Source organism: Mucilaginibacter sp. P25 (assembly GCF_050859465.1).
In the GTDB taxonomy this organism is placed as follows: Bacteria; Bacteroidota; Bacteroidia; order Sphingobacteriales; family Sphingobacteriaceae; genus Mucilaginibacter; species Mucilaginibacter gossypii.
The window spans coordinates 4,726,265-4,738,765 of the sequence record NZ_CP193937.1 but is presented as its reverse complement, the minus strand read 5'-3'; the positions used below and the strand labels follow the sequence as shown (position 1 = coordinate 4,738,765).

Below are 12,501 nucleotides of genomic sequence, written 5' to 3'. Positions count from 1 at the left end.
AACAGGTGCAGATTACGTTGCCACAACGAATTTTCTTTTTCCTGCTTTGCATGTTCTCTGTTTATTGGAAATAGTTTATTGTTTAAATAAGTTGAAGATCACATAATATCATCACGGCGTCTTTACTTATCCAGGAAAAAGCATTAGAATATTTAATAAATCATTTGTTCAATTGATTATAATATTATGAAGACAATCCTTGTCATTGAAGATAATAGCGATATTCGGGAGAGTACTGCTGAAATTCTCGCGATGAGCGGTTACAAAGTAATCACGGCCGAAAATGGAAAAAGCGGCGTTAAGACAGCCATCAGGCAGCGACCGGATCTGATACTCTGCGATATCATGATGCCTGAACTTGACGGATATGGTGTACTGAACATTCTGAATAAAAGCCCTTACACGGCAACTATTCCTTTTATATTTTTAACAGCTAAAACCGGAAAGCCAGATCTGCGAAAAGGGATGGCTATGGGGGCTGACGATTATTTGACCAAACCGTTTGACGATAAAGAACTACTGCACGCAATCAACTGCCGTCTTCAGAAGCAGGAAAACCTCAAGACATTTTATAGTCGCTCTCTGACAAGTTTACAACGCCTGGCTTCCGAACATGTTCTTGGTAGCGATGAGTTAAAAAGATTGATTGCCGAACGAAAAGTGAGGCAGCTTAAAAAGAAACATATTTTGTACTATGAAGGCGATAATCCAGAAGGCATTTATTTGGTATTGGAGGGTTTTGTCAAGACGTTTAAGCTTGTTGAAGATGGTCGCGAATTAGTGACCGGGCTTTACAAAGCGGAAGAATATGTGGGGATTAACGAGCTATTCACAGACAAACATGTCGACACCGCTGAGGCGATAGATGATTCGGTGGTGTGCCTCCTGCCCAAGGATATGATCATGGATCTGATTTCACAATATCCGGATATTAGTCAGCAATTTATGAGAATTTTATGTAATAATATTCGTGAAAAAGAAGAGCAATTGCTGCAATTTGCATACTCTTCTGTGCGAAACCGAATGTTACAAGTGTTATTGCGCCTCCAGTCGCAATTTCCGGATCATAATGATTTTAAAATATCGCGTGATGAATTAGCAGCTATGGCTGGTATGGCCACAGAAACCGTTAGCCGTACACTTAGCGATTTTAAAGAAGAAGGCTTAATTGAAAGAAAGGGCAGCCATATACGGATATTGGATGCCATAAATTTTGCAAAAGCCAGACACTAAGCTACTTTCGGATGTTTTTCTCACTCAGATAACGCAACATGCCGATGTCCCTTGTATCGCTGGTCCGGTACACCGAAGCAGTTGAAGGTGCACGTGCGCTCAATCTAATCACTATAATAACCAGTTAATGGCTGCGGTCCTTGAATCAAATAAATAAGCAGATCAGGATATAATGTAATTCTTTACACCAGAAAAGCCAAACTGCAAAAATCGATCTGCAATCTGCAGTGCTTAGCAATTTATCCCATTACGACAACGTGCCTGAGTGAAACAGAAAATGCCAAGAGGCATTTTCTGTTTCCGGACTTAATTTAACGAAGGGGGAGTAGTATTTGATAGTTACTTTCGTCCCGGTATCGCTTTCTTACAGTAATATCAGTGTCCGCTCCCACTGCTTTATGGGCAGGATTCAAAAACCAGATGCTGTAAAGTGATATTGCCCGGGGGTAATTGCCTAAAAGTTACACTTCCATCAATAGCGGAAAGCTGCATTCCTTGATATGTAATGTTGCCTGAGTTGTCTTTTTCAGGCATCCCGGCATAGTAATAAACAGGAATATCTGGCACAGGTTGTTGGTTGTATTGTACCATAACATTAACATTCCCATTATATACAATAGCTTTTTCGCATGATGATAATATAGTGATGGTGACTACTGAGATGACTAATTTCATCGTGATATTAGTTTTCATATTTGACAGGCCTTAGTTTAAACTTTATTTAATTTTATTCCGCCTTATTCTTCATCATCATTAATAATGAATACGCGCCTTTGGTTACAAAAACAGCGTTCGCGGTCATATCCTTTGTTGGCAACAGTATTTCGGTAAAGCCGTTTTCACTTTCGCCTATGTTAACCTCGGCCATCTCAAACTGTCGGTTCCCGATAACTTTATAGATATACTGTTTACCTTCAAACTGAACAATGGCTTCGTTAGCTATGGCATATGCCTTAGTATTTTTTACTTGTACTTCTGCATTCATATAAGTACCCGGAACCAGTGTTTTATCGTAGGTTTCAAAATGGCAATGCACATCTGCGTTCCTGTCGGCAGAAAGATCCCGGCCAATCAGTAATATCTCGGCTTCGTGTTTTTTTGCGGGTTGGTTGTTGGTATAGGCCACCAGTTTTTGACCGATATATAATTTATCCAGATCCTTCTCATATACTTTCAGCGCCAGGTGTATATCTGTTGGGTTGACCAACTCGAACAGCACCTCCGTCGGGGACACATATTTGCCGATATTGACATTTACTTTAGATACAAAGCCGGTTATAGGAGAGTATATATTGACGCTCCTGGATATTTTTGAGGCGCTGATAGTTCGTACGTTGATACCAATGAGTTGTAATTTCTCAGCTAATGAACTAATTAACACTTGCTGGCTGCGGTATTCGGCCTCGGCCTGCTGAAAAACCTTGTCACTGCTCGCTTTGCTTTGGTTAAGGTCTTTTTGGCGGTTATATTCATTTTCCAGGTATCCTATCCGGGCCTTTGCTGTAAGATAATCCTGTTGTAACTGGATATATTGCTGGTCCTCTATCATCGCTATGGCTTCACCTTTATTCACATGCATGCCCGGCAACAACTTGGTTGATTTTAAATACCCACCAAGGGGGACACTAATGGAAACCATATTTTGCGGCGGAACATCGATTTTTCCATTGAGTTTTAACACAGATGATATTTCCCTTTGCTCAAGCTTGCCTGTAAGTATCGATGCATTTTTTAGCTGCGCATCCGTCAGGGTTACAATGTTAGTATTCTCTGCTTTACCTGTATTATCTGTTGCCGGTTTTTTCGCCGCAGGCAGATAGCAGAATAATGATGACTGATAAATATATAATGGGTTTCATGATCATATTTTTAGTTGTTTGAAAAATAGTTGAGTTGAATGATGGCCTCGTTAAGGTTGCGAACAGCATCCAGGTAATCATTTTTAATAGTAGTGGCCTGGTTAATCAGTTGTGTCCATTCCAGGTAGTTGATGTTTCCGGCGGCAATTTGCTGGTTGGCGGTAACGGTTATTAAAGCGGCATTTTTTAACGGCTTGCTTTCAAAATACTGAACCGTTTGCAGGTATTTGTGGTATTGAAAAACGGCAGATTGGTAAGCTGTTGTCATGCTTTGAAGTTCCATAGCATAACTACTTTCGGCTATCTGTTTGTTTACTCTCGCGCTGTTGATCCGCGCCTTTTGCGCCCCGGCAAAAATAGGTATGCCGATACCCAATTGCACTGAATTAAACCGGTTTGAGCCATTATAAAGCTTATTATCGGCACCAATACCCTTGATGCTGGTATTGTTATATCCTATGGCCAGATCAGGCAAAAGCTTGCTCTTTTCCATGCGGATAGCAGCGTCTGCAATTTGCTGCTGCTGAGCTATTAGTTTTATTACCGGGTGGTTTTTCAAGGTCAAGGTGTCTGAGGCCAATGTAACGGCTAATTTATAGTCGGATTTATCTGGTGTTAAGGGCTCTGTAGAATTAAGCAACAACTGGAATTGCAGTTGTATGATGGCCACATCTTCCTTTAACTGGTTTAGCTGCATCTGCACTTGTCCCAATAATGTTTCAGCACTTGTTTTCTCCAGTATATTGGCTTCGCCTTTGGCCAGCCGCAACTCGGCTTTTTTATAAAAGCTCAAATACAGGCTATCGGCATGCTGTAGTAACATCCGCTTGTTTTCCAGATATACCAGGGTGTTAAAAACCTGGCTAACCTGCTTTTTTAACAGCACCTCATTTACCGCGATATTCAGTATGCTGTTTTTCCAGTCTTCTTGCAAAAGTTCTTTCTGCCTGCTATAGACAGTCGGAAAGTTGAAAGACTGGGAAATACCGAATTTGGTATCGTTGTAGCTGCTGTTGATTTGTCCAACCTCCCCAAACAGCGTAGCCTGCGAAATATTGGCTGATGTGCCGATCAGTACCTGCTGATACTTCGACTTTAACTGTTCATGTTTAACTTGTAAGTTGTTTTTTAAAGCAGTATCTATAGCGGCTTTAAGGGTAATGGGTGTTTGCGCCGCCGAGGTTTGGCTTATTACAGTCAGCAAAGTGATGGAAAGTACAGTGCCCGTTTTCTTCGATAGCACTGTTTTAAAGCCTTTTTCAAACATGATATATAAAACGGGCAATACAAACAAGGTGAGGAAAGTGGCGATCAGCAAGCCACCTATTACTACCGTAGCTAACGGCCTTTGTACTTCGGCACCGGCACCGTTACTGATAGCCATGGGAAAGAAACCCAGGGAAGCCACAAATGCTGTCATCAGTACCGGCCTTAGCCTTACCTTGGTGCCTGATAACACAATACGTTTCAAATTGGTCATACCTTCTTTTTTAACCGGTTAAATTCCGATATCAATACAATACCGTTGAGCACGGCCACGCCAAACAGAGCGATAAAGCCAACACCTGCGCTGATGCTGAAAGGCATACCGCGCAAAGCAAGGAACAGGATGCCCCCGATAGCTGACAATGGAATTGCGGAGTAAATCAATAATCCGTGCTTAATGGAGTTGAAAGCAAAATAGAGTAGTAAGAAAATAAGCAGTAACGAAACCGGCACGGCTATCATCAGGCGCTGTTTGGCAGCATTCAGGTTTTCAAAGGCACCACCATAGGTTACATAATACCCCGCCGGGAATTTAAGTTGTTTATCTACCTTGGCCTGCAGCTCGTTTACGATTGTTTGTACGTCCCGGCCGCGCACATTAAAGCCAACTACGATACGGCGTTTGGCATCCTCGCGCTGTATTTGGTTGGGGCCGTCCTTGATTTGTACATCGGCCAGCTGATATAAAGGGATCTGTGTACCCCGCGGTGTCGGGATGAGTAAATTTTGAATATCCTTCAAGTCTTTTTTTGCTCGCTGCTTATTCTGACCACTACTTCAAAGCGCTTTTCACCTTCAAACAGGGTTCCGGTGCTTTGTCCGGCGAGTGCGGTGTTAACCACCTTGTTAATATCGGCGATATTGAGGTTGTATTGTGCTATGGCATTGCGGTTATAATTAATGATAATCTGCGGCATGCCGGCAACTGCTTCCACAAACAGGTTTTTAGCGCCGTCAACGGTATTGATTATTTTACCCAGCTTATTCGCATAAGCAGCGAGGGTATCCAGGTCTTCGCCGAATATTTTACAAACCACGTCCTGACGTGCACCGGTCATCAGTTCGTTAAAACGCATCTGAACCGGGTACTGAAAGCCTGCGGTAACACCCGGAACCGCTTGTAAGGCCTTACCCATTTTTTCAGACAATTCATTAAAGGTTTTAGCCGATGTCCACTCGTTCTTGGGTTTTAGTATCACCATCATATCGCTTGCATCCATGGGCATAGGATCGGTCGGCACTTCGCCGCTGCCTATTTTGGTCACCACCTTTTCAACTTCGGGGAATTGGCTTTTTAAGATGTGGGCGGCCTTTTGGGTATTGGTAATAGTAGTATTCAGGCTACTGCCGGTTAGCACCCGCGTATCAACCGCAAAATCACCTTCTTCCAGTGCAGGTATAAACTCACCGCCCAGTGTGGTTAAAATATAGGCTGAAAATATAAACAGACCGATAATAGTTAGTAATGCAGCTTTGGGAAATGCAATTACCCCGCTTAATGTTTTTTGATATATTCTTTCAACCTTCGCCATTAACCTATCCGAAAAATTGGGCTTGTGCTTGATCTTCTTACTCAGGAAGACGGCGCTCATCATAGGGATGTAAGTGAGTGATAAAATAAAAGCGCCCAACAGCGCAAACGCTACGGTTTGCGCCATAGGTTTAAACATTTTACCCTCGATTCCCTGCAAGGTGAAGATCGGAAGATATACTACCAATATAATTATCTGGCCAAAAACAGCGCTATTCATCATTTTGCTGGCAGAACTGTTCACCTCCTGATCCATTTCTTTCTGCCCAATCTTGTCAGTTAATGTAAAATGTTTGCTATGGCTAAGGGTATGCATTACGGCTTCTACAATAATTACGGCCCCATCTACGATCAAACCGAAATCAAGCGCACCAAGGCTCATTAGGTTACCGCTTACACCAAAAAGGTTCATCATAATAATGGCAAACAGCATCGACAACGGGATCACAGAGGCAACGAGTAAACCTGCCCTGAAATTGCCAAGGAATAATACCAGTACAAATACCACAATGAGTGCCCCCTCAAGCAGGTTGCGCTCCACAGTACCGATGGCGTTGTTCACCATTTTGGTACGGTCCAGGAAAGGTTCAATCTCAACGCCTTCTGGCATAGTTTTCTGGATTTGTGCTATACGTTCCTTTACGTTTTTAATCACCTCGCTGCTGTTGGCTCCTTTCAGCATCATGACAACCGCTCCCGCAACTTCGCCTTCGTCGTTATAGCACATCGCACCATAACGGGTAGCATAGCCTATTTTAACATCGGCCACGTCTTTAATAAAAAGCGGCGAGCCATCGGCAGTATTTTTAATTACCGTATTATTGATATCTTCCATATTGCCAATCAGTCCCTGGCTACGGATATACACCACCGTTGGGCCTTTTTCAATATAGGCGCCGCCGGTATTCTGGTTGTTACTTTCCAGGGCCTTAAAAACATCGGTTATGGTAATATTATGGGAAAGTAGTTTATTAGGATCAACTTCAATAGAATACTGTTTAAGCTTCCCGCCAAAACTGCTCACTTCGGCTACGCCTTTGACACCGAGTAACTGGCGGCGAACTATCCAGTCCTGTATAGTACGGAGTTCGGTTTCGTTATACCTATCGGCATAGCCCTTTTTAGGGCGCACTACGTATTGGTAAATTTCGCCCAGCCCGGTGCTTACCGGGCCAAGCTCGGGTGTGCCAATACCGGCAGGTATCTGGCTTTGCACTTTTTGCAAACGTTCGGCAACCTGCTGCCTCGCCCAGTAAACATCTGTAGCGTCGTCAAAAACAATGGTAACCAGCGACAGGCCAAACCTGGAAAAGCTTCGGATCTCTTTTAAGCCCGAAATATTGCTGTTCGCCTGCTCTATTGGATAGGTAACCAAACGTTCGATATCTGTAGCTCCGAATGATGGGGCGATGGTGATAACCTGTACCTGGTTGTTGGTAATATCGGGTACGGCGTCAATAGGCAGCCTTGTAAACTGGTAGCTGCCATAACTAATAAGAGCGATAATAAAAAGCCCTATGATCAGCTTATTCCTTACGGAAAAAGCGATAATATGATTTAACATAAAATAAGATCTTGAAAATTAGTAATTCAAAAAGCAGCGCATAGCAGGAATAGCCAGGCTAAGCGCTGCAAACAACATAAAAACGACCGCTAATTAGGATTTTGGCGGCTGCCAGATGCTGGATAAATAAGTTGAGTGGTTAAACCACTGATCGAAGGCATGTAATTTCGTTTTCGTTGAGAATGCCAGGGGAGGGACGAGTGGCTGGAATAATTGAGGAACCAGCACCGGTGATATCGTCGCTGTGCAATTATCTGCTGTTTTGAAAGGCAGCTTCATGTCTTCCCTATAGTCTTTATCCTTCGGGTTGCCATGCATGTAATGCATGTCCAGAAATTGCAGGAATGAAATGCTCTTGTTTTCCTTCCGGTGTTCGGCAAAGTGTTCAAAAACCACAGGCAATTTCAGCAACTGGTGGAGTTCAGTTGTTGAGAACAGGAAGGTTGTTAAAAGCAATATGGCCGTGAACTTTTTCAAAACTATACAAAAGTAACAATTAATAAACAATCGTTTTTGACGCAGATCATATGATTATTAAGTTTTATTCATTTATTAATATGCGCGATCGGCTCAAAATGAGGTCCGGAGGTCATCGCAGCCGCATTTGGTCCTTTTTTCATATTCAGCCTTCGGTTCCAATACGATACCAGGCTGTATTTCTTCATATACTGAAGCCCGCTAAAAAAATAACTGTCATACCGGGCGATTTCTTTGTCACTCGTGGGAATTATATCTCATTTAGCGGTCATTGGGATTGCCTGCGAAGCATGCCTAATGATGACGTGTATTAATGATATATCCCTGTGTTGAAGGTGCATAATTCATAGTTCCTTGATAACCTTTTTTAGTTTGTCTTTTACTTCAGTTGCGATCCTATGTAAATCTTTGTTTAGTATGAGCTTCATGGATGCTGCCGGGTTTATGGCGGATACTTCCACTTTGCCAGGTTTTTTTCCTGTACAATTATTACAGGGCAGCATGGTACCGATCTTATCTTCGGCTAATAAGGCATTGTAAGCAAATGACGGGTTACATGCACCCAATATTTTATAGTTGTAAAAACCTACACCCAGCTTTTTCTTTAATGTCGCCGTTATGTCAATCTCCGTTAATAGGCCAAACCCTTCTTTGTTTAAGGCGCTCGTAACCCGTTGAATTGCTTCTTCGAAACTTCCGGTTATTTTTTTGTTGAAATAGTATTTCATTTTTTGTGGATTTATTACTACACTTTTTACGCTTTTAAATTTCCTGGTTTAATGACTCAAAATAAATGACTTAGCTCATTTATGAGATTGATGTAAATCATCGGTGGCAAATCATTGGCTGCGGAGGTGAATCGAGTTTGAATAAAGCTGATTTCATTTTTTTATGCCTGATGTTCCTGCCTTTGCTGACGAATTTTAAACCCTAAAGAAACCAAAACCCAAGACTGGGAAATGGGGGAATGACGAAAAGTGCTGACATGGAAGGGTATCATTGTGAAAGAATTGTTGTAAACGGAAATATTAACAGCGGCTGTATGTTTTAAAGGATGTAGGAGTGAGGTCAGTTATTAAAGTCAATTGCGGGCAGGTTTCAAATTTGGCTGTTAATCCATCGTTTGAATTTGAGTATTTTGTGCGTACTGTCATATAATACCCTGATCCGTGTCATTCCCGGTTAGCAGAGAAACACCAACATTTGAAAAACATTCATCAGAACTTGTGAAAAACAGAAATTAAAATAGTCTACAATACTAATATACTCGTCAGTTTTAAAATAGCTACGGATCTTTTTTTTAAATCATATGAACTTCTCCTTTCAGCATCCTTACCCAATAAACCCGGAATACAAAACGCCGGTCGCTTATCTTTGCATGGAATATGCCGTCCATCAGCCCCTTAAAACCTACTCAGGTGGTCTCGGCTATCTTGCAGGCTCTTTAATGAGGAGCGCCTATGAACTCAGGCAGAACGTTATAGGTATCGGAATCTTGTGGAAATATGGGTATTATAACCAGGGAAGAAAGGGCGATGAAACCATGGAGGTACTCTTCCAGGAAAAAATATATCACTTCCTCATTGATACCGGCATTAAATTTACTATCAAGGTATCCGGCCATGATGTTTGGGTTACAGCATTTTACCTGAAGCCTGAAATTTTTAAAACGGCTCCTATGTTTTTCCTGACAACAGATCTGCCGGAGAATGACTATCTGGCTAAAACCATTTCACATAAGCTTTATGACAGTAATCCTGAAACGGGGACTGCTGCTGCGATATTGCTGGGCGAAGGTGGGGCACGCTTATTAGAAGCAATCAATTTCCAACCGGATATTTATCACCTGAACGAATCACATGCCTTACCCATCGCATTTTATTTATATAAAAAATATCAATCCGTTGAGGAAGTAAAAAGAAGACTGGTTTTCACTAACCATACACCCGAACCTGGCGGCAACCAACGGTCTGATTTGTTTCTGCTTAATAAAATGGGTTTTTGGGGGGATATTCCAATAGATGAGGTAAAGGAAATAGCGGGTTGTCAGGGCGACGTTATGGATCATACCTTAACTGCGTTTAGGTTCTCCGGCAAAGCCAATGCTGTGTCAAAAATGCATTTAAACACACTACAGGGAATATGGAATGGAAATAACGGCATTTGTGAACTTACTTCTATAACCAATGCCCAGAGCTATTCTTATTGGGCAGACAAGGAAATGTATGCGGCATTGGAAACTAATCAGATTCAAAAGCTGGTGGAAAAGAAAAAGGCAGGTAAGCGTGCACTTTTTGACGAGGTAGCGGACCAATGCGGCGTTCTACTCGATCCTGAAGTGCTCACCATTGTTTTTGCGAAGAGGTTTGCCGGGTACAAAAGGCCGGAATTGCTATTGCATGATATGGACTTTTTTCACCAACTGCTAACTAACAATAAAATGCCGATCCAAATGATATGGGCAGGAAAGCCTTATCCAATGGATTATGATGCGATAGCCAGTTTTGATAAGATCGTAAACTTATGTAAGTATTACCCTAACTGCGCGATTTTAGTAGGGTATGAATTGCGTTTATCACGACTGCTTAAACAAGGGGCAGATGTCTGGCTCAACACGCCGCGGCTGACCCACGAAGCTTCAGGTACGAGCGGGATGTCGGCTGCAATGAACGGATGTATTAATGTTTCGATTCCTGATGGCTGGTTTCCGGAATTTGTTGTGGATGGCGTGAACGGTTTTGTTATACCCAATACTGAAATTAGTGAACATAAATTTCAACAGGATGAAACCGATGCGCATAACTTGTACAATTTGCTGCAAAGAACAGTCATTCCCCTGTATTACGATCATCCGGATAAATGGATTGAAATAATTAGGCACAGCATGCAGGATATATTCCCTCACTTTGACAGTAACCGGATGGCAAAAGAGTATTATAAACAGCTTTATACTAACGGTACTAATATTTGTTAATGTGGGCCCATTCGCTGCTTCCCACAACCTTTTGAGCAATAGGATCACAAGCCCTGGGGGTTGATGCCACGTTTGGTCGTAAGGTCGACACGTTGTTGGTATTTATCCAGGCAGTAATCGAAACCGTGAATTGTTTGTTGTAACCGGCTATAGCGAGACCAATCCCTTCATAGTTTTTTCCATTGCGACCCGGATAAAAGATTGCGTAAGGTTGATAAATGCGCTCACCTCATCATGATTAATACAATGACCAGTATTGCAGGTACGGCCTGTATATAGAAGATCTTTTTGGTTACTGTAAGTGCCCCGTAAATACCAGCTACGGCAACACAACTCAGGAAAAACAGGGCCACATAGTTATGCCATTGTGCGTCGCTGATAAAGAATGTCCAGATCAGACCCGCTGCTAAAAATCCGTTGTATAAACCTTGGTTAGCCGCTAAAACTTTGCTGTTTTCCAGTTCCTGCAATGATTTGTTGAATGCCTTGGGGCCGCGGGTTGTCCAGGCAAACATTTCCAACCATAATATATAACAATGGATAAAGGCTACCAGGCCGATGAGTACTTTGATAATAAGATCCATAGATTTTGATGTCTTAAGTATAAATGTAGTAAATGTTATAGGATATATTGTACCGGGATTCTGTTACGCCATTAAGCCTTAAACCTTACACTTATTCTGTAGGGGGCATTCAAGTACAAATGAATAACCGTGCAAATTACAATAATTAAGAAAGCGGCCATCAGATAAAGGTTAATCGGAGCATTCTTGCCATGCTAAGCTGATAATTCTCTGCCATCGGGGTTAAACCCGTTTATAAGATTTTATTTTGCCAGATAATTTCTATATTTGGATTTGACACATATACAATGAGCATTAAAACACCATGATGTTTGTGTAATTAACCTGATCAATATAGGAAATTAAAATAACGCATGGCCCCTCTTGACTTGTCAGACGACGATGCCAAACTTCTGAAACTTATTAGCGAAGGCAGCAAACCTGCCTTTGATGTATTATATACCAAATATTGGAAGCAGGTTTATAATGCAGCATACAAACGGGTTAACGATATAGAACGCGCTCAGGATATTGCTCAAGACGTATTTGTGCAGTTATGGGTGCGCACGTCAACGTCGCCGATTGAGAACCTTCCGGCTTATTTATTGGTTGCCGCTCGCAACGGCGTTTTTAAATATATGGAAAAGGAATCGCGCTATGCAGCCTTGCCTGATACAGTCCATGAAATTGAAAGCCATCTTGGTCGCGCCGATGCTAATGTGCTTCATGACGAGATTTTTGAAAGCTTTTAATGAGCTTATAGATACTTTACCGCCCCAGCAGCGTATTATATTCAACTTGCGCTTTAATGAAGGCCTCTCAAGCCAGCAAATCGCCGATCAACTGGAAATATCCCCCAAAACCGTTCGTAATCAAATGGGGAAGGCCCTTGCAACACTTCGTAAATCACTTTTCTTACTCCATGTATTGCTTTATTTTTATCAACAAGGTTGATAAAACGTTTTTTCTTTAATGAAGATGCGCTATTTTTATCAATTATGATGATTGGTTGATGATATTTTATCATTTTGATT

The 12,501-nt window shown here is 41.9% G+C and carries 10 protein-coding genes and 1 pseudogene; 4 read left to right on the top strand and 7 right to left on the bottom strand.

Annotated features, from left to right (window positions below):
* The first annotated feature begins 186 nt into the window (after positions 1-186).
* Complete coding sequence (locus tag ACRQ5D_RS23930) at positions 187-1,233, top strand: response regulator (protein ID WP_091164371.1); 1,047 nt, start codon at positions 187-189, stop codon at positions 1,231-1,233.
* A 396-nt stretch (positions 1,234-1,629) separates the two neighbouring features.
* On the opposite strand, the gene ACRQ5D_RS23925 is transcribed toward ACRQ5D_RS23930, so the two are convergent.
* The 6 genes and pseudogenes from ACRQ5D_RS23925 to ACRQ5D_RS23900 form a co-directional block, all read right to left on the bottom strand.
* Complete coding sequence (locus tag ACRQ5D_RS23925) at positions 1,630-1,926, bottom strand: hypothetical protein (protein ID WP_431200594.1); 297 nt, start codon at positions 1,924-1,926, stop codon at positions 1,630-1,632.
* Between the two features lie 34 nt (positions 1,927-1,960).
* Positions 1,961-2,923 carry an efflux RND transporter periplasmic adaptor subunit gene (locus ACRQ5D_RS23920; protein ID WP_431200854.1) on the bottom strand — a complete coding sequence of 321 codons (963 nt, stop codon included), beginning with the start codon at positions 2,921-2,923 and terminating at the stop codon, positions 1,961-1,963.
* A 179-nt stretch (positions 2,924-3,102) separates the two neighbouring features.
* Positions 3,103-4,359: a TolC family protein gene (locus ACRQ5D_RS23915; protein WP_431200853.1), complete on the bottom strand. Its 1,257-nt coding sequence runs from the start codon at positions 4,357-4,359 to the stop codon at positions 3,103-3,105.
* Positions 4,360-4,413: 54 nt separating this feature from the next.
* Positions 4,414-7,453: pseudogene (locus ACRQ5D_RS23910) on the bottom strand (efflux RND transporter permease subunit); the annotation flags it as partial.
* Positions 7,454-7,546: 93 nt separating this feature from the next.
* Positions 7,547-7,930, bottom strand: a complete 384-nt coding sequence (locus ACRQ5D_RS23905) for a hypothetical protein (protein ID WP_091164379.1) — start codon at positions 7,928-7,930, stop codon at positions 7,547-7,549.
* A gap of 344 nt (positions 7,931-8,274) precedes the next feature.
* Positions 8,275-8,658, bottom strand: coding sequence for a DUF302 domain-containing protein (locus ACRQ5D_RS23900; protein ID WP_431200593.1), 384 nt, complete (start codon positions 8,656-8,658; stop codon positions 8,275-8,277).
* Between the two features lie 581 nt (positions 8,659-9,239).
* Between ACRQ5D_RS23900 and glgP the strand changes: the two genes are divergently transcribed.
* Positions 9,240-10,904 carry an alpha-glucan family phosphorylase gene (gene glgP, locus ACRQ5D_RS23895; protein ID WP_091164382.1) on the top strand — a complete coding sequence of 555 codons (1,665 nt, stop codon included), beginning with the start codon at positions 9,240-9,242 and terminating at the stop codon, positions 10,902-10,904.
* A gap of 224 nt (positions 10,905-11,128) precedes the next feature.
* On the opposite strand, the gene ACRQ5D_RS23890 is transcribed toward glgP, so the two are convergent.
* A complete protein-coding gene (locus tag ACRQ5D_RS23890; RefSeq protein ID WP_091164385.1) occupies positions 11,129-11,488 on the bottom strand; it encodes a DUF1304 domain-containing protein in 360 nt (119 codons plus the stop codon).
* A 353-nt stretch (positions 11,489-11,841) separates the two neighbouring features.
* Here ACRQ5D_RS23890 and ACRQ5D_RS23885 point away from each other — a divergent pair, with 353 nt between their 5' ends.
* Both ACRQ5D_RS23885 and ACRQ5D_RS23880 read left to right on the top strand, forming a co-directional pair.
* On the top strand, positions 11,842-12,219 hold the full coding sequence (locus tag ACRQ5D_RS23885; RefSeq protein WP_431200592.1) for an RNA polymerase sigma factor: 378 nt from the start codon (positions 11,842-11,844) through the stop codon (positions 12,217-12,219).
* Positions 12,125-12,421: a sigma-70 family RNA polymerase sigma factor gene (locus ACRQ5D_RS23880; protein WP_431200591.1), complete on the top strand. Its 297-nt coding sequence runs from the start codon at positions 12,125-12,127 to the stop codon at positions 12,419-12,421. Before ACRQ5D_RS23885 ends, ACRQ5D_RS23880 begins: the two co-directional genes overlap by 95 nt.
* Positions 12,422-12,501: the final 80 nt, after the last annotated feature.